The 21,980-nt window shown below is 72.0% G+C and carries 21 protein-coding genes and 1 pseudogene; 8 read left to right on the top strand and 14 right to left on the bottom strand.

The annotated features are described in order from the left end of the window. Positions 1-4: 4 nt before the first annotated feature. Positions 5-364 carry an NADH-quinone oxidoreductase subunit A gene (locus tag GL259_RS22685; protein ID WP_003992243.1) on the bottom strand — a complete coding sequence of 120 codons (360 nt, stop codon included), beginning with the start codon at positions 362-364 and terminating at the stop codon, positions 5-7. Positions 365-1,127: 763 nt separating this feature from the next. On the opposite strand from GL259_RS22685, the gene GL259_RS22680 reads away from it, so the two are divergent. Then, on the top strand, positions 1,128-1,982 hold the full coding sequence (locus GL259_RS22680; RefSeq protein ID WP_159535191.1) for a C40 family peptidase: 855 nt from the start codon (positions 1,128-1,130) through the stop codon (positions 1,980-1,982). 398 nt (positions 1,983-2,380) lie between these two features. On the opposite strand, the gene GL259_RS22675 is transcribed toward GL259_RS22680, so the two are convergent. Next, positions 2,381-3,664, bottom strand: coding sequence for a geranylgeranyl reductase family protein (locus tag GL259_RS22675; RefSeq protein ID WP_159535190.1), 1,284 nt, complete (start codon positions 3,662-3,664; stop codon positions 2,381-2,383). 98 nt (positions 3,665-3,762) lie between these two features. Here GL259_RS22675 and GL259_RS22670 point away from each other — a divergent pair, with 98 nt between their 5' ends. Further along, positions 3,763-4,296, top strand: a complete 534-nt coding sequence (locus GL259_RS22670) for a GNAT family N-acetyltransferase (protein ID WP_159535189.1) — start codon at positions 3,763-3,765, stop codon at positions 4,294-4,296. A gap of 90 nt (positions 4,297-4,386) precedes the next feature. Beyond that, positions 4,387-4,722 carry a PASTA domain-containing protein gene (locus tag GL259_RS22665; RefSeq protein ID WP_159535188.1) on the top strand — a complete coding sequence of 112 codons (336 nt, stop codon included), beginning with the start codon at positions 4,387-4,389 and terminating at the stop codon, positions 4,720-4,722. Here the strand turns inward: GL259_RS22665 and GL259_RS22660 are convergent. The 4 genes and pseudogenes from GL259_RS22660 to GL259_RS22645 all read right to left on the bottom strand — a co-directional run bounded on the left by GL259_RS22660 (position 4,709) and on the right by GL259_RS22645 (position 9,141). After that, a complete protein-coding gene (locus GL259_RS22660; protein WP_159535187.1) occupies positions 4,709-5,404 on the bottom strand; it encodes a demethylmenaquinone methyltransferase in 696 nt (231 codons plus the stop codon). The two genes, GL259_RS22665 and GL259_RS22660, sit on opposite strands and share 14 nt — an antisense overlap. Beyond that, positions 5,401-6,575: pseudogene (locus GL259_RS22655) on the bottom strand (acyltransferase family protein). The gene GL259_RS22660 and the pseudogene GL259_RS22655 overlap by 4 nt, the downstream one beginning before the upstream one ends. Further along, entirely contained in the window at positions 6,518-8,728 is a 2,211-nt protein-coding gene (locus GL259_RS22650) for a bifunctional polysaccharide deacetylase/glycosyltransferase family 2 protein (RefSeq protein ID WP_159538882.1), read from the bottom strand. The pseudogene GL259_RS22655 and the gene GL259_RS22650 overlap by 58 nt, the downstream one beginning before the upstream one ends. Before the next feature lie 41 nt (positions 8,729-8,769). Then, positions 8,770-9,141 carry a hypothetical protein gene (locus GL259_RS22645; RefSeq protein ID WP_159535186.1) on the bottom strand — a complete coding sequence of 124 codons (372 nt, stop codon included), beginning with the start codon at positions 9,139-9,141 and terminating at the stop codon, positions 8,770-8,772. A 187-nt stretch (positions 9,142-9,328) separates the two neighbouring features. On the opposite strand from GL259_RS22645, the gene GL259_RS22640 reads away from it, so the two are divergent. Continuing rightward, positions 9,329-10,354 (top strand): chitinase, encoded by a 1,026-nt coding sequence (locus GL259_RS22640; RefSeq protein WP_159535185.1) that lies wholly within the window; start codon positions 9,329-9,331, stop codon positions 10,352-10,354. Positions 10,355-10,389: 35 nt separating this feature from the next. Here the strand turns inward: GL259_RS22640 and GL259_RS22635 are convergent, their stop codons facing one another. The 4 genes from GL259_RS22635 to GL259_RS22620 all read right to left on the bottom strand — a co-directional run bounded on the left by GL259_RS22635 (position 10,390) and on the right by GL259_RS22620 (position 15,992). Further along, positions 10,390-10,989, bottom strand: a complete 600-nt coding sequence (locus GL259_RS22635) for a hypothetical protein (protein ID WP_159535184.1) — start codon at positions 10,987-10,989, stop codon at positions 10,390-10,392. Between the two features lie 7 nt (positions 10,990-10,996). Then, positions 10,997-12,196, bottom strand: a complete 1,200-nt coding sequence (mqnC, locus tag GL259_RS22630) for a cyclic dehypoxanthinyl futalosine synthase (protein WP_159535183.1) — start codon at positions 12,194-12,196, stop codon at positions 10,997-10,999. Positions 12,197-12,265: 69 nt separating this feature from the next. Further along, positions 12,266-13,000: an A24 family peptidase gene (locus tag GL259_RS22625; RefSeq protein WP_159535182.1), complete on the bottom strand. Its 735-nt coding sequence runs from the start codon at positions 12,998-13,000 to the stop codon at positions 12,266-12,268. A 13-nt stretch (positions 13,001-13,013) separates the two neighbouring features. Beyond that, on the bottom strand, positions 13,014-15,992 hold the full coding sequence (locus GL259_RS22620) for a BTAD domain-containing putative transcriptional regulator (RefSeq protein WP_159535181.1): 2,979 nt from the start codon (positions 15,990-15,992) through the stop codon (positions 13,014-13,016). Between the two features lie 657 nt (positions 15,993-16,649). Between GL259_RS22620 and GL259_RS22615 the strand changes: the two genes are divergently transcribed. Genes GL259_RS22615 through GL259_RS22600 form a run of 4 tightly spaced genes read left to right on the top strand, consistent with a single transcriptional unit; the run spans position 16,650 to position 19,968 of the window. After that, the gene (locus GL259_RS22615) at positions 16,650-18,236 is read left to right on the top strand and encodes a putative T7SS-secreted protein (protein WP_159535180.1); all 1,587 of its coding nucleotides are present in this window, start codon (positions 16,650-16,652) and stop codon (positions 18,234-18,236) included. A gap of 51 nt (positions 18,237-18,287) precedes the next feature. Beyond that, the gene (locus GL259_RS22610) at positions 18,288-18,986 is read left to right on the top strand and encodes a hypothetical protein (protein ID WP_159535179.1); all 699 of its coding nucleotides are present in this window, start codon (positions 18,288-18,290) and stop codon (positions 18,984-18,986) included. Beyond that, on the top strand, positions 18,983-19,609 hold the full coding sequence (locus GL259_RS22605; RefSeq protein WP_159535178.1) for a hypothetical protein: 627 nt from the start codon (positions 18,983-18,985) through the stop codon (positions 19,607-19,609). Before GL259_RS22610 ends, GL259_RS22605 begins: the two co-directional genes overlap by 4 nt. A 32-nt stretch (positions 19,610-19,641) precedes the next feature. Next, entirely contained in the window at positions 19,642-19,968 is a 327-nt protein-coding gene (locus tag GL259_RS22600; RefSeq protein WP_159535177.1) for a hypothetical protein, read from the top strand. Between the two features lie 43 nt (positions 19,969-20,011). Here GL259_RS22600 and GL259_RS22595 read toward each other — a convergent pair whose 3' ends face one another. The 4 genes from GL259_RS22595 to GL259_RS22580 all read right to left on the bottom strand — a co-directional run bounded on the left by GL259_RS22595 (position 20,012) and on the right by GL259_RS22580 (position 21,965). Beyond that, a complete protein-coding gene (locus GL259_RS22595) occupies positions 20,012-20,239 on the bottom strand; it encodes a hypothetical protein (RefSeq protein WP_159535176.1) in 228 nt (75 codons plus the stop codon). A gap of 383 nt (positions 20,240-20,622) precedes the next feature. Continuing rightward, positions 20,623-21,087, bottom strand: a complete 465-nt coding sequence (locus GL259_RS22590; RefSeq protein ID WP_159535175.1) for a pilus assembly protein TadG-related protein — start codon at positions 21,085-21,087, stop codon at positions 20,623-20,625. Continuing rightward, entirely contained in the window at positions 21,084-21,515 is a 432-nt protein-coding gene (locus GL259_RS22585) for a TadE/TadG family type IV pilus assembly protein (protein WP_159535174.1), read from the bottom strand. The genes GL259_RS22590 and GL259_RS22585 overlap by 4 nt, the downstream gene beginning before the upstream one ends. Then, positions 21,516-21,965: a TadE family protein gene (locus GL259_RS22580; RefSeq protein WP_159535173.1), complete on the bottom strand. Its 450-nt coding sequence runs from the start codon at positions 21,963-21,965 to the stop codon at positions 21,516-21,518. Between the last annotated feature and the right edge of the window lie 15 nt (positions 21,966-21,980).

Below are 21,980 nucleotides of genomic sequence, written 5' to 3'. Positions count from 1 at the left end.
CCCCTCAGTCCCATTCCAGGCCGCCGCGCCGCCATACGTACGCGTACGCGACGAAGACGGTGAGCACGAAGAGCAGCATCTCCACGAGCCCGAAGATCCCCAGGGCGTCGAAGGTGACGGCCCAGGGGTAGAGGAAGACGATCTCGATGTCGAAGACGATGAAGAGCATCGCCGTCAGGTAGTACTTGATGGGGAAGCGCCCGCCGCCGGCCGGCGTGGGGGTCGGCTCGATACCGCACTCGTAGGCCTCGAGCTTGGCGCGGTTGTACCGCTTCGGACCGATCAGCGTGGCCATGACCACGGAGAAGATCGCAAAGCCTGCCCCGAGGGCTCCCAGTACGAGGATGGGCGCATACGCGTTCACCGCTCCTCGCTCCTCTCAGTCGGCATTGACTGCATGGGGGTCCCCCCTGGTCGAGCGGAGCCGAGACCTTGGGGGAGGTTCCTGGCGGACTCGCGGCCGCCCCGTCCGTCCCACGAGCCCCGCCCGCCCCGGCGAAGATCGAGAACATGTGAAGCAGGTCACAAGCCCAACCGCTCCGCATCTTATGCCTGCCGGTCTGTGATCTGCGACACGGGGTATCGCACAAGCTTTGTGATCTCCACCACCTGACGAACGATCATGAAGTCGGATGAGCGCCGATCTTCACACGCGAAGCGTTCGCGTGGTCACGAAACGTCACATTCTGTCTCGTCGGCGCAGCTCAGAGGGCGCGTCTCCATATCAAGAGTCTTCCCTTGCATGCAAATTGGCGCTGGAATCGATCTCTTGATAGAGGGCGCGTTCACACTTCGGAGGGGATGCGGGGCGCGATGTGGACACGTGCACGCGTTCACGAAGTCCCGGCGCCGCGATCCGGCGCGGCCGGCCCCCGCCGGACGCGCCGGAAAGAGCAACCGTTCCGTGACCTCCGTCACATCCATGAGAGGCCGATGAGAAGGGGGCTTGGCCAATCGGTCCCGCCGGTGGTAAGCGCGGGGCAATTGGGACGTAACGATGAAAGACAGTGATCACGGGCCGATCACGGGCAGCCCGCAATGTCCGTTACGGCGTCAATGGAGGGCGACACACCCGGGATTTGGGGCTCGATTGAACAACTGTGGCGCAGCCCACGTTTCTTGAAGATATGAAGGAGCCCCTGGTACCGGTTGTTCCCATGTCCCACACCGCTCACATACGCAGCCACCGGAAGCCCCGCCGTACCGCGCAGTCCGCGCTCGCCGTGCGGGCCGGAGTTGCCGGTGGCGTCCTCAGCACCCTGGCAGTGGCCGGGGCGTCGGGTTCGGCGAACGCCGCCGAGCCGGTGACGCAGACCCTCGAACTGCCCACCCTGACGGCCGACCTGGCCGCCCAGGTCGCCCAGTCCGCGGACGCCACCCAGCAGGCCGCCGCGAACTACCAGCTGCAGGCCGAGCGCGACGCGGCCGCCGCCCAGGCCGCCAAGGAGGCCAAGGCGGACCTCGCCGAGGCCAAGAAGAAGGCCGAGGCGAAGAAGAAGGCCGCGGAGGAGGCCCGCAAGGCCGCCGCCGAGCGCGCCGCGCGCGACGCCGAGCGCACCGCCCTGTCCGCCCCCGCCTCCGCCTCCGCTTCCGCCTCCACCACCACGACGGCGTCCGCGCCGGCCAGCGGCAGCGTCGCCACGGTCATCGCCTTCCTCAGGGCGCAGGTGGGCGACGCCTACGTCATGGGCGCCTCGGGCCCCAACGCCTGGGACTGCTCGAGCCTGGTGCAGGCCGCGTTCAAGCAGGTCGGCGTCGACCTGCCGCGCGTGTCGCAGGACCAGTCCATGGCGGGCACCGACATCCCGCTGTCCCAGATCCAGGTCGGCGACATCCTCTACTGGGGCGGCAAGGGCTCCGCGTACCACGTGGGCGTCTACATCGGCAACGGCCAGTACCTGGACGCCGCCAACCCCTCCAAGGGCGTCGTCATCCAGGACCTCTCCGGCTACCCCGCGTCGGGTGCCGTGCGCGTGCTCTGACCCGCGCCCACACGGACTGAAGGGCCGCTGCCGCTCGGGGGCAGCGGCCCTCCCCGGTCCGTCTCCGGGCCTCTCCGGCTCACTTCCGGGGCACTTCGGGCATTCCGTTCCGCCGGACTCGACCCGACCCCGCCCGCGACGCGCCGCGCGCCGGGGTCCCGGGCGTCGCGCGGCGTCCCGCCCCGCGCCTCGCGCACCCTCGCCCGGGATCGCCCGATTGCCCGGATCGTCCCGCGCTCGGCGCGCGTTGACGGGCCGGTGCGCGGCCGCGGCACGGCGCAGGACCTCCGCGACGGCCCCTCACGGCGCCCGCACGGACGCCGGCGGCCGGGGAAGTCCGCCCCCTCGGTCCCGGCCGCCCACGGCCCCGCTCACGGCTCCCGCGTGCGCGGGGCGCGTCACGCCTTCGGCGCCACCTTGCTCAGGCCGTTGATGATGCGGTCCATCGCGTCGCCGCCCGTCGGGTCCGTCAGGTTGGCGAGCAGCTTCAGGGTGAACTTCATCAGCAGCGGGTGCGTCAGACCGCGCTGGGCGGCGATCTGCATGACCTTCGGGTTGCCGATGAGCTTCACGAAGGCGCGGCCGAGCGTGTAGTAGCCGCCGTAGGTGTCCTTCAGGACGCGCGGGTAGCGCTGGAGGGCGGTCTCCCGCTGGGCCGGCGTGGCCCGCGCGTGTGCCTGCACGATGACGTCGGCGGCGATCTGCCCGGACTCCATGGCGTAGGCGATGCCCTCGCCGTTGAACGGGTTCACCAGGCCGCCCGCGTCGCCGACGAGCAGCAGCCCGCGCGTGTAGTGCGGCTGGCGGTTGAAGGCCATGGGCAGCGCGGCGCCGCGGATCGGGCCGGTCATGTTGTCCGGGGTGTAGCCCCAGTCCTCGGGCATCGAGGCGCACCAGGCCTTGAGGACCTCGCGCCAGTCCAGCTCCTTGAAGGACTCCGAGGTGTTGAGCACGCCGAGACCGACGTTGCTCGTCCCGTCGCCCATGCCGAAGATCCAGCCGTAGCCGGGCAGCAGGCGGTCCTGCGGGCCGCGGCGGTCCCACAGCTCCAGCCAGGACTCCAGGTAGTCGTCGTCGTGGCGCGGCGAGGTGAAGTACGTGCGCACCGCGACACCCATCGGGCGGTCCTCGCGGCGGTGCAGCCCCATCGCCAGGGACAGCCGGGTGGAGTTGCCGTCGGCGGCCACCACCAGCGGGGCGTGGAAGGTGACTTCCCGCTTGTCCTCGCCGAGCCTGGCCTTCACGCCCGTGATGCGCCCGGTGCGCTCGTCGACGATCGGCGCGCCCACGTTGCAGCGCTCGTACAGCCGGGCACCGGCCTTCTGGGCCTGCCGGGCGAGCTGCTCGTCGAAGTCGTCGCGCTTGCGGACCAGTCCGTAGTCGGGGAAGGAGGCGAGATCCGGCCAGTCCAGCTGGAGGCGGACGCCGCCGCCGATGATGCGCAGGCCCTTGTTGCGCAGCCAGCCGGCCTCCTCGGAGACGTCGATGCCCATCGACACCAGCTGCTTCACGGCACGCGGGGTGAGTCCGTCGCCGCAGACCTTCTCCCGCGGGAACTCGGTCTTCTCCAGCAGGAGCACGTCGAGTCCGGACCTGGCCAGGTGGTACGCGGTGGTGGAGCCGGCTGGCCCCGCGCCCACGACGATCACGTCGGCGGTGTTGTCGGAGAGGGGCTCGGTCACGGCGGGATCTCCCCAAGTTCGAAATCTGCGTGCCGACCGGCACTGGACATGGGCAGTCTATGCAGCAGAATCGATCACCCGGCTGAAGGGCTGCCCCCGTGAACCGAGCTCTCCCCGCTGTACGGCTCCGAGTCCCCACCCACGAGGACGCCGTCGTCTGGCACCGGATCTTCGACGACCCGGAGGTCATGGAGTTCCACGGGGGCACGCCGGCGGAGCTGTCGGTCTACGAGGAGCTCACCGCCCGCCAGCGCCGGCACGACGCCGAGTTCGGCTTCTGCCTGTGGACCGTGCTCGACGACTCCGGTGACGTCGTCGGCTTCACCGGCGCCCAGCCCTGGGAGCGGGACTGGGGTCCCACCGGCGAGATCGAGATCGGCTGGCGGCTCGCGCGGGAGCACTGGGGCAAGGGGTACGCCACCGCGGCGGCGCTGCGGACGCTGGAGCGCGTGCGCGCGGCGGGCACGAAGAGCGTGGTGGCGATGGTGGACGCCCGCAACGCCCGCTCGGCAGCCGTCGCCCGGCGGCTGGGGATGCGCCTCGCCGAGACGTTCACGACGCCGGTCTCGCGGCGGGAGGCCCACTGCTACCGGCTGGACCTGAGACACCCGCAAGCCGGTGACTCGATGTGATCGATTGTCACGGAACGCCACGGGATGCTTCCGGCGGCCGCACGCGCGGGTCTACCCTGCCGGTACCGCTGGGGGGTGACGTCCGTGCGCATGACACCCAGGACACCCGAAGTGCGCGTGCCGCGCCTGGTCGGTCTGATGGCCGTGGACGCGCGCGAGTCGGCCCGGGCGCGTGGCCTGTTCCTCGTCGCGCCGGACCGGCCGGACTTCCCTCTCACCGTCGTCGACCACGTCGTGCGCCAGTACCCGCGGCCCGGCACCGAGGTGCCGCGGGACTCCCCGGTCCACGTGTGGTTCGACTTCGGCGAGGGGGAAGGCGGCGGAGGGGTGCGCGAGCCGCGCGGGCCCGTGCCGCCGTCCGGCGGGCTCCGGCGCGAACGGGAGGAGCCGCGCGGCCCCGGCACGGCGGTCCTCAGCTGTCCTTGAGGCCCCGGTGCAGCGCCACGACCCCGCCGGTCAGGTTGCGCCACGCCACCTTCGACCAGCCGGCCCCCCGCAGCCGCTCGGCCAGGGCGGGCTGGTCGGGCCAGGCGCGGATGGACTCGGCGAGGTAGACGTACGCGTCCGGGTTGGAGGACACCGCGCGGGCGACCGGCGGCAGGGCGCGCATCAGGTACTCGGTGTAGACGGTGCGGAACGGCGCCCACGTCGGCTGGGAGAACTCGCAGATCACGACCCGTCCGCCGGGCCGGGTCACCCGGTGCATCTCGCGCAGCGCGGCGTCGAAGTCCTGCACGTTGCGCAGCCCGAAGGAGATGGTGACGGCGTCGAACGTGTCGTCCTTGAACGGCAGCCGCGTCGCGTCGCCGGCCGTGAACGGCAGCCAGGCGTTGCGCCGCTTGCCGACCTGGAGCATGCCGAGGGAGAAGTCGCAGGGGACGACGTACGCGCCGGTGCGGACGAACGGCATCGAGGACGTGCCCGTCCCGGCGGCCAGGTCGAGGACCTTCTGCGCGGGCCGCGCGTCGACCGCCTTCGCGACCTCCCTGCGCCACAGCCGCGCCTGCCCGAGGGACAGCACGTCGTTCGTCAGGTCGTACCGTTCCGCCACGCCGTCGAACATCGAGGCGACTTCGTGCGGCTGCTTGTCCAGGGATGCGCGGGTCACGGGTCCATTCTTGCAGCCCGCCCCCACGGCAGCAGCGTCGGCTTCCGGCGCGCGGCGACGTCCTCGACCCATCCGCACGCCAGCACGAAACCCGCGATCAGGACCCAGCCGACGCCGAACAGGAACCACTGGCTCTCCAGCGGCAGGTACGCCTCGAACGCGGGCACCCGCCAGAACCGGTCGATCAGCGGCACGGCCAGGACCAGCGCCGGTCCGTGCCAGAGGCAGATCGTCACGGCGCGCGCGTTGAACACGGTGACCAGCCGGGAACGGGACGGTCCCACGGGGCCCGCGTGCTCCTTGGCGTACATCAGCAGCGTCACGAATCCCGCCGGCCGGAAGGCCTGCGCGAGCGGGTTGTCGTCCAGGTCGTAGGTGCCGCCGTGTTCGGCCTGGCGGGTGAAGGCGTACCAGCCGCCGTGGGCGAGCGCGGCGGACGACGCCGCGGCGACGGCGAGGGGGCGCAGCCGCGCGAGCACCCCGTCGTGGTGGGCGAGGCCGAGGAGCCAGCAGAACAGGAGCGTCGCGAGGTCGGTGAGGGCGCCGCCGAGCCGCCCCTCCGGCGGCCGCCACACGTACGTGAGGAGGACCACCGGGACGAGCGACAGCACCAGCACCGGGACCGGGGACAGCCGGAACACCCGCAGCAGCAGCGGGGAGAGCGGCACGAACCACAGGTACGTCCGCAGGTACCAGACGACCTCCCGGGCCTGCTCGGCCCAGGCGCTGCCCGGTGGGTCGCCGAGCGGCACGATCCCGTACACGATCCGCCATCCCGGCATCCAGCCGTGCGCCAGCATCGCGGTGACCACGAAGAAGCCCCGGAACCAGAACGGCGGCAGGAGACGGCGGACGCGGCCCCGGATCACCGCGAGCGCGGGGCGCCGCAGCGACCTGGCCGTCAGGGTGCCGGCCAGCCCGAACATCACCCCATCGACGGGAGGACCAGGCCCGCCCAGGCCCAGCCGAAGGTGCGGTACGCCACGACCCGGACCAGGGCCACCGCGCGCAGGAGGTCGAAGTACCCGTCACGGCCCGCCGGGGCCGGGCGGGCCGCCGGCCGCGGGCGTCCGGCCCGCCCGGCCCGTACGGCCCCCTTGCGGTGCGCCCCCGTCAGCCGCCCGTCCCCGCCGGCGTCCCGACCTCGCCCGTGCGCTTCAGCTTCTGCCAGCGCAGCCGGCCGCCGGTCAGGGCGGTGACGCAGGAGTGGATGAGGACGAGGTACATCATCTGCCGGTACGCGAGCTGCTGCAGCGGCATCATCAGCAGGTACCGGTACTTCTCCCGGTCGAGCCGGAAGGCGTACGCGGCGCACACCAGCTGCACGCCCAGCACGGCGAGCCAGGCCAGCAGCGCCGCCCGGAAGTCGACGAAGACCATCGAGTACACGGTGAACACGTCGATGAGCGGCGCGAACACCGGCGTGACGACCTGGAAGAGCACCACCAGCGGCATGCCCACGCGCCCGAAGCGCCCCGAAGGCCCCTTGTCCGTCAGGGACTTGCGGTGCTTCCACAGCGCCTGCATGGTGCCGTACGACCAGCGGTGGCGCTGGGACCACAGCTGCCGCAGGGTGCGCGGGGCCTCGGTCCACGCGCGCGCGTGCTCCTCGTAGACGACCCGCCATCCCGCGCGGTGCAGCGCGATGGTGATGTCGGTGTCCTCGGCGAGGGTGTCCTCGCTCATGCCGCCCGCCCGGAGGACCGCCTCGCGGCGGAACGCGCCGATCGCGCCGGGGATGGTCGGCATGCAGCGCAGCAGGTCGTACATGCGCCGGTCGAGGTTGAAGCCCATCACGTACTCGATGTGCTGCCAGGCGCCGATGAGCGTGGAGCGGTTGCCGACCTTGGCGTTGCCCGCGACGGCCCCCACCCGCGGGTCGGCGAAGGGCTGCACCAGGCGGCCCACTGTGTCCGGCTCGAAGACGGTGTCGCCGTCCATCATCACCACGATGTCGTGCCGGGCGCTGCGGATGCCGTTGTTCAGGGCGGCCGGCTTGCCCGCGTTCTCCTGCCGGATCACCCGGACGTTCGGCAGGCCGAGCCCTTCGGCGAGGTCCGCCGTGCCGTCCGTGGAGCCGTCGTCGACGACGACGATCTCGATCGGGTGGGTGCTCCCGGCCAGCGACCGCAGGGTGTTCCCGATGCACTCCTTCTCGTTGTACGCCGGGACGATCACGCTGACCGGCCGGGTGACGGGCGGTCCCCAGCCGAAGCGGCGTCTGTTGCGCTGCCTGTGGTGGCGCCGGGCGAGGACGAGCATCAGCCCGAACCGCCCCAGGACGGCCACGCCGACGACCACCAGTGCGGCCGAGAGCGCGGGCACCGTCCACTCGGCGACGGCGACGGCCGCGAGGAGCGCCTCGCCCGCGTAGAGGGTCGTGCCGGTGGCGGGGCGGTGGGAGGCCTGGAGCGGGTTGCCGGTGCCGGAGGGAGCGCCGGCGGCGGGCCCGCCCGCTCCGGACCCGTCGGTGCCGGATCCGCCGGCGGGCTGCTGCTCGGCCATGGCGCCGCTGACGGTGGTGAAGCTGTAGCCCTTCGCCTGCATCTTCTCGATGTACTTCGACAGCGCCTCCAGGGTCTGGGTGCGATCGCCGCCGGAGTCGTGGAAGAGCACCGAGGCGCCCTCCCCGTCCTCCGGGGTGGCCCCTTCGACGATCCTCGCGACGCCCGGTTCCTTCCAGTCCTCGCTGTCGGTGTCGGTGAAGACGCTGGTGTACCCGTCCTCGCCGAGCTGCCGGTAGACCTGCCAGCTGTAGTTGTCGACGGCGTCCGTCTTCGAGGAGTACGGCGCCCGGAACAGCGTGGTGGTGATCCCGGCCGCGCCCGCGAGAGCGAGCTGGGTCTGCTCCACCTCGCGGGTGACGCGGGAGGCGCTCTGGTACGACAGGTCGACGTGCGTGAAGGTGTGGACGCCGATCTCGTGGCCCCGGTCGACCAGGTCCTCCACGATGCCGGGGTGGCGCGCCACCATCGAGCCGACCACGAAGAACGTGCCGGGGACGTCGTACTCCTCCAGGACCTCCATGACCTTCGGCGTCCAGGTGGGGTCCGGACCGTCGTCGAAGGTGAGCACGATCGTCCTGTCCGGGACGGAGGTGGTCTCGGCCTGCCCGCCGGGGAAGCTGAGGATCGGGCCGCCGTCGAGGATCTCGCCGGGCACCTCGGAGGACGAGGCCCCGGTGCGGACCCGCTGGTCGTCGCCGACCTCGGCGCGCAGGTAGCCGTCGAGGAGCATCACACAGGTCAGGGCGAGCAGGAGGAGCAGCGCGAGGAGGACCCGCGGCCGGTGCAGCGCGGCGGCCCGGCCGGCGGCGCGCTCCATGCGGGTGGGGGCGCGCCGCCTGCCGCGGGCGGGGGACGCGCTCACGAGGTCGCCGCGGGAGCGGGGACGGCGGTGGCGCTCGGCGTACCGGCCGGCGGGGACGGCGGTGTGCCGGTCGGGGCCGCCCCGCCCCGCGGACCCGCGCCACCGCCGGGACCGGCCTGCCCCTGCCCGGCCCCGAACGGCAGCAGCGAGGCCGGCGTGACCGAGGTGCCGATGCCCATGAAGGCCATGCCCAGCACGACCGCGTACCCGGCGCACGCGGTCCCCAGGAGGAGACCGATCCGGCGCAGCACCTTGGCCCGGCGTCCGGAGGAGTCGACGAAGACGGGTCCTTCGCCGGGCCCGTCGGGGCGTTTGCGGCGACGGCCGCGCGCGGCGGCGCGGCTCTCGATGGCAGGATCGGAATGCATGGCCGGGACGGTAGAAGCCGTGGTGCAGGGAAAACCCAGCGTTTCCCGTGGGTCTCCCGTGGGAAGGGCGCGAACCTCTCCGTCTCCTGGGAATCGTCCGGGAACCGGGCGCACACCCTCAGGAAGCGCACAGACCCGTGTGCCACGTTGGCCGTCCACCCGACGTCTCACGAACGGAACGAGCACGATGCGCGGTCCACTGAAGTCCGTCGCCGGGCTCGCCCTCCTCCCGGCCCTGGCCCTGGTCGCGGCCACCGCGGGCTGCTCCGCCGGGGACACCACGGCGGACGCGGCCCCGGCGGACCCCGCCCCCGCCGTCTCGTCGTCGTCCGCGCCGGTCACCGCCTACGCGCCGTACGTCAGTTCCTCCACGGCCTCCGGCACCGACTCGGCGGGCTCCCCCACGACGTACAACCTGGCCTTCGTGATCTCCTCCGGCAGCGGCTGCACCCCGTACTGGAACGGCGCCCAGGACATCGACGACGCGACCGTGACGTCCCGGATCGCGGGCCTCACCGGGTCCGGCGCCGACGTCCGCGTCTCCTTCGGCGGCGCCTCCGGCGACGAACTGGCGGCCACCTGCGGCACCGCGGCCGAGCTGGCCGAGGCGTACGGCACCGCGCTGGACGCGGCCGGCGCCACCCGCGCCGACTTCGACATCGAGGGCGACGAACTCGCCGACTCCGCCTCCGTGGACCTGCGTTCGGAGGCGATCGCGCTGCTGCAGGAGGAGCGCGCGGACCTGGAGGTGTCGTTCACGCTCCCGGTCATGCCGTCCGGGCTCGACGAGGACGGGCTGGCCCTGCTGGCGTCCGCCAACGACCACGGCGTGCGGGTCGCCACCGTCAACCTCATGACGATGAACTACGGCGAGTCCTACGACGGTGACATGGGCGACTACGCCCTCACCGCGGCCGAGGCCGCGAACGCCCAGCTCCAGGACGTCTTCGGGCTGTCCGAGGCCGCCGCCTGGCGGGGCATGGCGCTCACCCCGATGCTCGGCGTCAACGACGTGGAGGGGGAGACGTTCACGCTCGAGGACGCGGCGCAGGTGCGCGCCTTCGCGCAGGAGAAGGGCGTCGCGTGGGTGTCGATGTGGTCGACGTTCCGGGACCGGCAGTGCGGCGAGGACACCTCCGCGGACGACCCGTCGACGGATTGCAGCGGGGTGGAGCAGGAGGACGGGGCGTTCGGGGAGGCGTTCGCGGGGTGAGGACCGGCGCCGCCACGGGGCCGGCGCCGCCACGGTCAGCGCCGCCGGTACACCAGCCGGCCGCCCACGACGGTGGCCACGCACGTGGACGCGCCGTCCCGCACGAGGGCGTCCCGGTCGGGCACGTCGAACACCGCGAACCGCGCGGGTTTCCCGGCACCGAGGCCCGGCAGCAGCACCAGAGGAACCGGGGAGAGCGCCGCGGGCCCGGGCAGTGCGGCCGGACGCCCCGCCAGGGCGAGCCCGGCCCTGCGCACCGCGTCCAGGGCCTCGCGGCTGCGCAGCTCACCGGCGACCGCGACCGTTCCGTGTGCCAGCATGCGCTGTACTCCGCGGCGTGCGCTGGCGCCCCGCGCGGACGGCCCGGCGGCCAGGAGTGCCCGCGCGCGCTCCCCGAACACCGGCTCGGTACCGAGCCGGTCCGCCTCGCGCGGGTCAGGGTGGTACGCCTGCTCCAGCAGTTCCGGACCATAGGGGTTGAGCAGACCGGGCGTCAGGATGCCGGGCCACCGCCGCAGCCGGGCGCCCGGATGAGCGGCGGCCAGCTGCTCGTACGGGCCGACGGCGGCGATGTGCGCGCCGTCGACCACAACGGCGGCCTCGGGCGAGGCGTCGGCGGTGTGAAGGGTCAGCACGGGGACGTCAGTTGGCGGACAGGAGCTTCAGCTCCGGGTGGGCGGTGCCGCCCTCGATGGCGGTGGAGGAGATGTGGGAGACCACGCGGTCGTCGACGGGGTCGTTCGCCGGGTCGTCGTGCACGACCAGGTGCTCGTACGTGGTGGAGCGCTGGGCCGGGACCCGTCCCGCCCTGCGGATCAGGTCGATGATCTCCAGCCGGTTGGAGCGGTGCCTGGCGCCAGCGGAGGAGACGACGTTCTCCTCCAGCATGATCGAGCCGAGGTCGTCCGCGCCGTAGTGCAGGGAGAGCTGGCCGACCTCCTTGCCGGTGGTCAGCCAGGAGCCCTGGATGTGGGCCACGTTGTCCAGGAACAGGCGGGCCACGGCGATCATCCGCAGGTACTCGAAGAGGGTGGCCTGGGTGCGGCCCTTCAGGTGGTTGTTCTCGGGCTGGTAGGTGTACGGGATGAAGGCGCGGAAGCCGCCCGTGCGGTCCTGCACGTCCCGGATCATCCGCAGGTGCTCGATGCGCTCGGCGTTGGTCTCGCCGGTGCCCATCAGCATGGTGGAGGTGGACTCCACGCCGAGGCTGTGCGCGATCTCCATGATCTCCAGCCAGCGCTCGCCGGACTCCTTCAGCGGGGCGATCGCCCTGCGCGGGCGCTCGGGGAGCAGTTCGGCGCCGGCGCCGGCGAAGGAGTCGAGCCCGGCCGCGTGGATCCGGGTGATGGCCTCCTCGACGCTCACCTTGGAGATCCGGGCCATGTGCTCGACCTCGCTGGCCCCCAGGCTGTGGATGACGAGCTGCGGGAACTCCTGCTTGATGGCGGCGAAGTGCCGCTCGTAGTACTCCACGCCGTAGTCGGGGTGGTGGCCGCCCTGGAACATGATCTGGGTGCCGCCGAGCTCGACCGTCTCGGCGCAGCGCCGCAGGATGTCGTCCAGGTCGCGGGTCCAGCCCTTGGCGGTGTCCTTGGGCGCGGCGTAGAAGGCGCAGAATCGGCACGCCGTCACGCACACGTTGGTGTAGTTGATGTTCCGCTCGATGATGTACGTCGCGATGTGCTCGGTGCCGGCGTACTTCCGGCGGCGCACCGCGTCGGCGGCGGCGCCCAGCGCGTGCAGCGGGGCGTCGCGGTAGAGGTCGAGCGCCTCTTCGGGGGTGATCCGCCCACCGGCGGCGGCACGGTCGAGGATGGGCTGAAGGTCGGCCTTCTCGGTCACCGGCGTCCCTTTCGTAAGGGGTGTGGACAGACCGATCCAGCGTACGCCAGGGGGTTCGGGCGGCCGACGTCAGGCCGTGTACGCGCCGATCAGCAGCCCCGCGAACGCGCCGGTGATCAGGAACGGCCCGAACGGGATGGCCGTCTTGCGCCCCGCCCGCCGCAGCGCGACGAGGGCGCCCCCGTACAGCGCCCCGGACAGGAACCCGGCGAAGGTGCCGAGCATGACGGTCGGCCAGCCGTACCAGCCGAGGACGGCGCCCGCGCCCAGGGCGAGCTTCACGTCGCCGAAGCCCATGCCGTTCGGGTTGACGAGGAACAGCACGAAGTAGCCGGCGCCGAGCACGAGCGCGCCCAGCAGGGCCGTCGTCCACTCCCCCGCGTGCTCGGGGACGAGGGCGACCAGGCCGAGCAGGACGAGGGCGGCCCCGGCGAAGGGGAGGGTGAGCGGGTCGGGCAGCCGCTGCACCCGCAGGTCGACGACCGCGAGCAGCACGCCGGCGGGCGCGAGCAGCAGCCACACCGCCAGCTCGGGCCGGGTCCCGGTGGCGGCGGCGAGGGCGGCGCAGACCAGGGCGGTGACGACGGCCGAAGCGGCGCCGGGCCCGTACGACGGCTCCGCGCACCGCCCGCACCTGGCCCGCCCGAGCCAGCCCGTGACGGGATGCCCCGCCGGACACGCCTTCCGCCACCCCTCCCCCGACGGGACGGAGAACCGGTAGGCCGCGCGCGGCAGCACCGCGCCCGCCGCCGCGCCCCACAGCGCGGCGGCGACGACCAGCGAGACGTACAGGCCGTCGCTCATCGCGCCGGGCCGCTCAGCCCGCCGCCGCGACCGCGTCGCGCCACGCCGGCAGCAGTTCGTCGAGCAGGGCCTCGGTGCGCGGCGGCAGCCCGCGGGCGCCGCTGCGGCCGACGAGGTCGGCGGCGAGGGCGGTCAGCCGCCCGGGGTCGCCGAGGGCGTGGGTGGCGCGCAGCAGTTCGTTCCACAGCCGCTCGTCGGCCGGGGCGGTGCGCAGCGCGGCCTCGATCGCCTCGATGGCCTTCTCCGCGCGGTTCTTCTCCATGTGGAACGCGGAGAGCGCGAGCCCGGTGTCCGCGACGAGCAGCGGGAGCTGGGCGTCGACGATCTCGTGGGTGAGCCAGCGGTAGCGGCCCTCGGGCCGGTCGGCGAGCAGCGGCCCGCGCACCAGCACCAGCGCGTCGGTGAGCAGCCGCCCGCGCACGGCCCGGCTGTCGACGCCCCTGCCCTGGGTGGCCTCGTGGTACAGCGACCGCAGCACGTCCAGGTCGGAGACGACGGACTTGGCGAGGGTGAGCCGCCCGGTGGCGTCCGTGCCGAGGCGGGGCGTGCCGTCGGGGTCGGTGCCGAGCCAGGCGCGCAGCCGCTCGATCAGCGCCTCGCGCACGTCGTCGGTGACGCCGCGCGGCCACAGCGCGGAGGACAGCACGCGCGGGTGCACGCCCTCGCGGTGCAGGAGCAGCAGCGCGAGCGCCTCGTGGAGCAGCGCGCTGCGCTCGCCGTCCGGGGTGTCGAGGCCGATGATCTCGTACGGGCCGACCAGGCGCGCGTACACGGCCGGCCGCCCCTGCTCGCTGATGTCGACGAGGAACGGCGGGGTGGTGCCCGGTCCGTCGGGACCGCGCTCGGGGTCGGCCTCGACGAACAGCTCCACCACCGCGCGCTGTTGGGCGGCGGGCAGCAGCTGGGCGTCGAGTTCGAGGCCGAGCAGCGGGGCGAGCAGCTTGCCCTCGCCGGTGATCTCCATCTCCCAGGCGGCGCCCGGCAGGTCGCCGCCCTCGGTGCCGACGAGGTAGCCGATGCCGAGGCGGCTCGCGTCGGCGGCGAGCTCGGCGAGCCGGAGGGCGTCCTCGGCGGACGGCTCGGCGGCGAGCAGCACCAGGTGCGGGGCCCAACGGGTGTGCTGCGCGGGCCCGGTGCGCCCGGTGAGGACGGAGTCGTGCCCGGCGGCCCCCAGTGCGCCCCGCCGCTGCCGCGTCTCGGCCTCCATGGTCTCCAGCAGCGCCTCGATGCCGTCCAGGTGGCGCAGCCGGTTGGGCGCGAGCGCGGTGAGGTCCTCGCCGAACCCGACGAGGGTGATGGTCATCCGGTCCGACCACCCGTTGGTGGCCAGCTCGGCGGCCACGGAGGCGAACACGGCGGCCCGGTCGGCCTCGCGGCCGCTCAGCGAGACGATGCCGGGGACGGACTCCAGGTTGAGCAGCAGCCGGGAGTCGTCCATGGTGCCGAGGCTGACGAGCCCCGGGTAGGGAGCGGCGGTGTCCTCGTCCTCGTACCGCTCGGCGTCGTCCTTGGCGAGCATCCAGAACGTCTGGTCCTGGCCGAGCTGCCAGGGCGCCGGAGGCTTCCCGGACGGCTGGGCGAGCTGGAGGTGCAGGTCGCCGTTGCTGAGCCAGGCCGCGTAGACGGTGGGCAGCGGACGGGACTCGGCGGCGAGGCCGGCGGCGAGCCCGCGCAGCGACCGGTCGAGCAGCCGTACGCCCTCGGGGTCGGCGCCGACGAGCAGCGCGTCCTGGACGTCCTGGGCGTCCCCGGTCGGCGTGGGCGGCTCCATCCCGCGCCGTCCGCCGATGCCGCCGAACGCCGACTGCCACAGCGCCTGCCGGCGCCGGTGCCCGAGGGCGCCGAGGAGACCGGCGGCGAGCAGCGGGGCGGCGAGCAGGGCCTCGGGCAGTCCGAAGGAGGAGGTGTCCTGGGCGGGGGTGGCGTGCTGCCGGTGACCGGAGCCGTCGGCGGCCGGGGCGGGCGCGGGGTCGGCCGCGGGCCGCTGCTCGGGCACGGAGACGTGGGCGGTGTCCCCGCCGCCTTCCCGGGCGCGGTCGCCGCCTCCCTGCGCGGGGTCGCCGGTCTTCGCGTAGTCGTGGATCTGCTGCTGCACCTCGGGCGAGACCTCGGGGGCCTCGTCGGGCATCTCGACGAGGTCGCCGCCGCGGGCGTCGCCGGGCATCTCCATGATCCAGCCGGGCCGGATCAGGCTGGCCTCGGACAGCTTGGAACCGTCCGGCTGGACGCGGTCCTTGTTGAGGTCGAAGATCTCCTTGTACCGGCGTCCGTCGCCGAGGTGCCGCTCGGCGATCTCCCAGAGGGAGTCGTGGTGGCGCCCCTCGGGCGGCTGGATCCGGTAGAACTTCGTGTCGCCCTGCTGCTTGGCGGCACCGCCCCCCGCGTCGGCGTGCGCGGCGTGGGACGCCTGCTCGGCGAGGGCGGCCGCGGTGCCGGCGGCCTGCTCCTGCTGCTGGGCGAAGAGCCCCGGCGTCTGCTGGGCGGCGGCGACCGTGGGCCGCTGGTTCCCCTCGAGGCCCTGCCCGAGCTGGCTCAGCCCCGGCGTGAAGCTGCCCGCGGCGGCGCCGACGAGCAGCAGCGCGGCGACGAGCTGCCGGGCGAGCAGCTGGCTGGGTCCGGCCCCCGGCACCCGCCCGGGCACGCCGACCCCCGACAGCGCGGCCTTCATCTCGACCAGCACGCAGGCGGTGAACTGGGCCCAGGCGAGCCAGACGACGAAGGTGAGGATCCCCAGGAAGGTGTCGACGGAGAGGTCCTGCTTGAGCCACTTCACCGGCTCGAACGTGCTCGGGAACGGCCAGCCGGCCGTCATGGCCAGCGCGAGCGGCACCCCGACGACCAGGCCGAGCAGCGCGACGAACGCGAAGAACGCCTTGACGAAGTCCCCGAACGTCCGCCGCCGCACCCGCACCGGCTGCGGCGTCCGGTTCCGCGGAGCGGCGGAACCCGCGTCCGTCGAGCTTGACGAGCTTGAGGTGCGGCGTCGCGGCATGGCGGGTGTCCTGGGTCGTGTGGGAGGAGGGTCTACTGAGACTACAGAGATCTTATTGACTCGAACGGGGGCAGTCGAAGGTCGGAGTCACCCTCCCCTCCCCACCTCGTGGCCCCCGCGGCGTCCCCGCCGTTCGCACCCGCCACGGCGCACTCCTCCTGTCTCCCCCGCACACAAGCCGCCGCCACCTCACAACTGCCCTTGTCCCGCCCCCGATGGCTTCGCCCTCTGCCGCACCCGGCCCGCACCGGGGAACGCCCGTGGCCCGCCGGGCCTTCACCACGACCGCACTCACCCTGATGTCGGCTCCGCTCCCCTCCGTCTGCGGCGGGGGTGGTGACGGGCCGTCGTCCGACGACATCAGGGAGGCGGACACGGGTCGAGCAGCCCTTCGGCTCCGGCGTCGGGCGCGGTTCCCGCCGGCCGTCCCGACCACGGCCTGCCGAGGGCCCCGGAGCCGGTCCTCGGTTTCGACGAGCCGTCCGGCGCGGACCACACCGCCGCTTCCGGCACCTTCGTCGAAGCACCCGCGTCAGACGACTCACCGGTCGGCCGATGACCGGAGCCGGCCTGACACGCCCTTCCGCCCGAACGGCGCCTGGTAGGTTCGCACGCGTGTTCCGATAGCAGCGTTGCAGGCGTTACGGGGGTATACGCGTGTCACACAGACCGACGGACTGGCACGTACTCGACCTGGACCAGGACCCGACTCCGGGCGACCCGCAGCGCATCCGCAAACTCTCCGGTGTCCTGCACGACTTCGCCGACGACGTGGCCGAGGCGCTGCGCGACCTCAAGGGCATCGCCAAGGAGGACGAGATCCTCTCCTGGGCGGGCAAGACCGCGGACGTCTTCGCGGAGGAGTTCGCGGACGCACCGAAGAAGCTGCGCAAGTTGCGGAAGTCGTACGACCTCGCCGGAGACGCCCTCGCCGGCTTCTGGCCGGACCTGGAGGACGCCCAGGAGAAGGCCGACAAGGCGCTGCGGGACGGCCGCAAGGCACGCGCCGAACTCACCACCGCCCAGCAGGCACTGACCGACGCGAACGACTGGGTGCGCACCGCCACCGAGAAGGCGGACTCCTACGACCCGTCGAAGAACGGCGGCAAGGAGATCCCCAAGCCCGACGAGGACGAGGTCCGCCGCGCCACGCGCAACGCCCAGCACGCCAAGTCCCGCCAGGACGCGGCCGAGCGGAAGGTCGAGGCGGCCGAGAGCGCCCTCGAAGCGGCCAAGAAGCTCGCCGCGCAGGCGAAGGGACTCCGGCAGGAGGCCGCCCGCCGCACGGTGACCAGGCTGAGGGAGGCGTCCGACGCCGGCATCCCCAACCGCCGCTGGTGGGAGGAGATCGGCGACTGGGTCACCGACAACTGGGACGAGATCGTCACCGTCTGCAAGTGGGTCGTCACCGTCGTCGGCATCATCGTGATGATCGTGGGCGGGCCCCTGGGCTGGCTGGTCTTCGCCGCCGCTCTGGTCGTGCTCGCCGACACGTTGAGAAAAGTGCTCAAGGGCCAAGCGGGTTGGGGTGATCTGCTGTGGGCCGCCCTGGACTGCATACCCGCCGTCAAGGGCTTCACCAGCCTCGCCAAGCTGGGGAACCTGTGGAAGGCGGGGGGCCTCAAGGCGCTCGGCGCCGGCTTCATGAAGGGGATCGGCGGCGGTCTCCTCAAGAAGGCCGGGCAACTGCGCTCGGGGGAAGGCCTTCGCTCCATCTATCGCCCCTTCAAGGGGTCGACACGGTTGTTCGGCGGGACGATCCCGTATCGATCCCTTTCACCCAAGGCAAGGCAACTGGCCCGCGACTTGACGAAGGGCCCCGTCCCCATCAAACCGAACGAAGTCCACATCACGCACATGGCAGAGCTGCAGAAATTCCATGGAGTGGAACATGCAGTCGTGCAGAATTCCGCCGGGAATATGCGCCTCTTCCAGGGCGACGAGGTGACGACGATCATCCCCAAAGAGTTGCGGGACGAGGGTTACAAGTTTACGGTGCACACTCATCCGGAGGACCGGATCCCCGGCCCGCCGGACGAGATGGAAGCGGCCAGAGGCATGAAGAACAGCATGAGTCGCGACCTGGACAACAAACGCACACCACATATGGAAGTGGTCATCAGCCGAGACGGAAATCTTCGCTTCTTCGACAACAACGGGGTACTGGATCTGCCGCAGGGCACCTACCCACCGGGCGGTCCGGTCAGTGAACGCGGCGGAATCGTCCCCGTTCCGGACCTATAGTGAACGTCCCCCCTCTTCCTCAGCCCACATCGAACCGACAGGCACAAGTACATGCCGGACATCAATGAGTGTCAGATCTGCGGAACCCCGGCCCCGCCTCTCGCCGGGCAATGCGACGGAGTGGCCGGGTATCGCCTGATTCACGATCCGTGGGCAGCAGCTCCGTCCTTCCTGGACGGCAACCTCCACTTCTCATGCCTGGAAGCTTCGGCGAAGAGCACTCGGTTCTTCGAAGAGTTCACGCGGATGGTGCAGGCGGGACACGAGGAGGTACCGAGCCTGGACGCATCGCCTCCTCCGCTCACCAGGATGGGCCTCGGCATGGTTCCGATCTTCTCCGGTGCCGAATGCTCCGTCTTCCAGAGCGGTGCATCCGACCGGTGGATGGTGGTGAAGCGGACCGGCCCCTGGTTCCGGTTGCAGCACGAGGATCTCCTGAGAATGAGGCGCTCGGAAATTCCCCGCTCACCCGCGGAGGTGATCACTTACCGTCTGCCGATGGACGTGGGGGACGAGCTCGCCCAGTACTCTTTGCCCGAACTGATCACCGCGCTCGGCGTGGAGGACAAGTACGCGCCTGCGGATGAGCTCGCGAGCGTGGATTACGAGTTCGTGGACTACTACGCGCCGAAACGAATCCTGGAATATGTGGCCAGGGCAGTGCTGCCGATTCCCGATGAAGCGTACTCGTTCTTGGCCGAGTACGCCGGAACGTACACCCCGATCCGATTCGACGAGGAGCAGGCATGACGCGGGCCGATGCCGCGCCGATCGGCCTGTCGCTTTCGGTCCCCGATTCCTGGTGGGAGTTCGACATCCGCCCCGAGGGCCGCGAGGCGACCATCCGTGCCCTGGTCGACGAGCGAGTCCGGGAGATCCCCGAACTCGCCCCCTACCGCGCCGACCTGACCGCCATGCTCCGCAAGATGGCCAAGGACGCCCACGACTCCGGCGCGGTCTACCTGGGCTGCATGGCGGAGAACTTCGACGGCGTCCCGCTCTCCGCCACCGTCACCGTCTCGGTGCTCGGCGCGAGGAACGAGCAGGGCGTCGCCCTGTCCACCGACCCCCGCGCCATCGCCGAGAGCCTGCGGACCATCACGCCCCGCCGCGAGGGCGACGCGTGGCGCAAGGTGACGACCGTCGAGATCCCGGAGATCGGCGTCGCCGCGCGGACGTACGGCGTCGAGGACGTTCCTGTCGCACCGGGCGACAGCCGCACCCTGCGCATGGTGCTGACGCAGACGTACGTCCCCGTGCCGGGAACCGCCGACCAGGTCGTGCTCGTCTCGGGAGCGAGCCCGGTGCTCGACCTGGCCGAGGCGTTCCACGACATCTTCGACGCGGTGACGAGCACCTTCCGGTTCGTCTAGGTCCGAGTTCGACCCACTGGGGGGAGTTCCGCATGGGCAAGGGAAAGAGCGACCTCGCGCTTCCGCTGACCGAGATGGAGGACTACGGGCGTCGGCTGCGGTCCCTGAAGACGCGGATGAACCACACCAAGAAGCTCTTCGAGTCCTACAAGGACGACATCGGCGACGGCAGCGTCAACGACGCGCTCTCCGACTTCGAGTCCAACTGGGAGGACGGCCGCGAGGACATCACCCAGCAGCTCGACGCGCTCGCCGACATGTCCGACGCCGTGGTCCGCGAGTTCAAGAAGCTCGAGGACGAACTCACCAAGCAGGTCAACGAGAAGATGAAGGTCGAGGACAAGCGCGACAAGAAATGAGCCGGGCCCCGGCCTGCGAACAGACCGGGGCCCGGTGCAGCACTCAGACCATCGTGGTGCGCGCGGCAGCCTCGTGGGTCACCGAGCCGCCGAAACCGGCGGAGACGCAGAGCGGGCCCGCCTCGGCGTACACGCCCACACCGACGGAACCGTGGTCCGCGACGACGGCCACACCGGCGTCGATGCCGGCGGAGACGGACTGTCCGCCGGAGATGTCGTCCAGGTCCGCGTCGGAGATTTCGGCCGTTTCTACCTGCGGGGCGAAAGTCATGACTGGCCTTTCCGTTCGTATCAGGAATCGCGACGGCGGGGAGTTCGCCGGAGGCCCGGAACCGGGGATTGCTCCGACGAGCCGTGCGCACCGATCAAAGCACGCCCACCCATGGCCGACCAGTGGCGTGCGGTCGGCGGACGCTGCCTCAGCGTCACCGAATTCATCAGTGTGGCAATCCGGTCACGGAATGGGCCGGTGCCTTCACGACATCCGCCGGTTTCCGGAGCCTCCGGCCACCGGCAGTCGCTTTCCCGAACGGCTCTTCACGGCACGCCGCGCATTCCTCCCGATTCCTCTCCCTCTCCGTACGGCCGCCCGGTGAACGATGTGCGGGTCCGAGGGATCTTTCGGGTCGGGAGGGCTGCGGCACGCCCGGGGCGTCAGCCCACCAGGTTCTCCGCGACCGCCTGCCCGCGGACCGTCACGTCACCGCCGTAGAACATGCCCGTGAACACCGGCGAGTACGTCAGCTGCACCTCGACCTCGACCGCTTCCGCGTTCGCCGCCACGCAGTGGGTCGCCGCGATGTCCGGACCGGACATGTCCATCTCGCGGGCGAAGGCCTTCACCCGGGCGTCGCAGTTCTCGTAGTTGATCGGTGCCGGGCCGCCCTCGTCGTCGTAGAGGGCCTCGCGGTCGATGTCCTGGGCGGCGTAACGGGCCGCCTGTTCCGCGATGTCGGCCGCGCGTTCCCGCTTGGAGACGGACATGCCGCCGTCGATGACGAACGCCGCCAGCGAGAGGAACACGAGCGCGAAGATGATGACCGCGCCGGCGCCCGAGCCGCGGTCGTCCAGCCGCGTACGGCGGTCCGACACCCATGTCCGCGTGCGCGCCGTCCTCACGCCGTCCTCCGGTACGGGTCCAGCGGCGAGCTGAAGCTCGCGGTCAGGGTCGTCGGGACGTCCAGGCCCAGCATGGCCAGGCCGCGCACCTCGCAGCTCACCTCGACCGAGAAGAGGGTGTCCGGCTCGAAGCCCCGGCTGGTCTGCACGACGGTCACCGGGCCCGAGCAGACGTCGGCGAGGTTCGCCTCCGCCGCCCTGCGCGCCTCGGCCATCGCCGTCGCGTGGTCCTTCTGGATGGAGCCCGCGCGGGCCGCGTCCCGGGCGGCGCCGTCCAGCGCGCCGCGCCCGTCCACCAGTTGCCCGAACGCCACCAGCACCAGGATGAACAGGATCATCACCGGCGCGAGGATGACCACCTCGACGGTGGACAGCCCGCGGTCGCCGTCGTCCGGCGACACCCGCCTGCCGAGGACGGAGAGGTCCATCTAGTTCTCCCCCTCCTGCACGAACCGCTCCACCGGCCCCATCGACTGCGCGTGCACCGTCAGGTCCAGGCCCGGGAACACCGTCGGGATGCGTGCCGTGATCTCCACGCCCACCGTGTCCTGCTCCGGCTGGAGCATCCTCACGTCCGGCGCCAGCACCAGCTGCGGGCCCAGCTGGCGGATGTAGCTGTCCACCACGCCCCGCGCCTCGCCCCGCCAGCCGCCCGGCTGGTCGTGGGCCGTCGCCCGCGCCTTGCGCGCCCCCGCCTGCGCCGCCGCCTGGGCGACGTGGTCGGCGAAGAAGTACAGCGCGAACTGCACCGTCGCGAAGATCATGAAGAACAGGATCGGCGTGAGGAACACGAACTCGATCGCGGTCATGCCGGACTCGCCGCGGGCGGAGGCGGCCTCCACCCGTCGGCGTACCCAGCGGCGTGCGCGCACCGGCATCCCCGTGGACGTAGT

It is taken from the genome of Streptomyces sp. Tu 3180, assembly GCF_009852415.1.
GTDB lineage: Bacteria > Actinomycetota > Actinomycetes > Streptomycetales > Streptomycetaceae > Streptomyces.
The sequence above is the reverse complement of the archived record's forward strand: the minus strand, read 5'-3'. Positions and strand labels throughout refer to the sequence as shown.

Bases quoted from the DNA above. Each gene is read 5' to 3' on its own strand.
- GL259_RS22680 (WP_159535191.1), top strand. From the start codon at position 1,128: ATGAAGGAGCCCCTGGTACCGGTTGTTCCCATGTCCCACACCGCTCAC.
- GL259_RS22585 (WP_159535174.1), bottom strand. From the start codon at position 21,515: ATGGACCTCTCCGTCCTCGGCAGGCGGGTGTCGCCGGACGACGGCGAC.
- GL259_RS22610 (WP_159535179.1), top strand. From the start codon at position 18,288: ATGCCGGACATCAATGAGTGTCAGATCTGCGGAACCCCGGCCCCGCCT.
- GL259_RS22640 (WP_159535185.1), top strand. From the start codon at position 9,329: ATGCGCGGTCCACTGAAGTCCGTCGCCGGGCTCGCCCTCCTCCCGGCC.
- GL259_RS22650 (WP_159538882.1), bottom strand. From the start codon at position 8,728: ATGGAGCGCGCCGCCGGCCGGGCCGCCGCGCTGCACCGGCCGCGGGTC.
- GL259_RS22645 (WP_159535186.1), bottom strand. From the start codon at position 9,141: ATGCATTCCGATCCTGCCATCGAGAGCCGCGCCGCCGCGCGCGGCCGT.
- GL259_RS22600 (WP_159535177.1), top strand. From the start codon at position 19,642: ATGGGCAAGGGAAAGAGCGACCTCGCGCTTCCGCTGACCGAGATGGAG.
- GL259_RS22580 (WP_159535173.1), bottom strand. From the start codon at position 21,965: ATGCCGGTGCGCGCACGCCGCTGGGTACGCCGACGGGTGGAGGCCGCC.
- GL259_RS22625 (WP_159535182.1), bottom strand. From the start codon at position 13,000: ATGAGCGACGGCCTGTACGTCTCGCTGGTCGTCGCCGCCGCGCTGTGG.
- GL259_RS22665 (WP_159535188.1), top strand. From the start codon at position 4,387: ATGACACCCAGGACACCCGAAGTGCGCGTGCCGCGCCTGGTCGGTCTG.
- GL259_RS22595 (WP_159535176.1), bottom strand. From the start codon at position 20,239: ATGACTTTCGCCCCGCAGGTAGAAACGGCCGAAATCTCCGACGCGGAC.
- GL259_RS22620 (WP_159535181.1), bottom strand. From the start codon at position 15,992: ATGCCGCGACGCCGCACCTCAAGCTCGTCAAGCTCGACGGACGCGGGT.
- GL259_RS22605 (WP_159535178.1), top strand. From the start codon at position 18,983: ATGACGCGGGCCGATGCCGCGCCGATCGGCCTGTCGCTTTCGGTCCCC.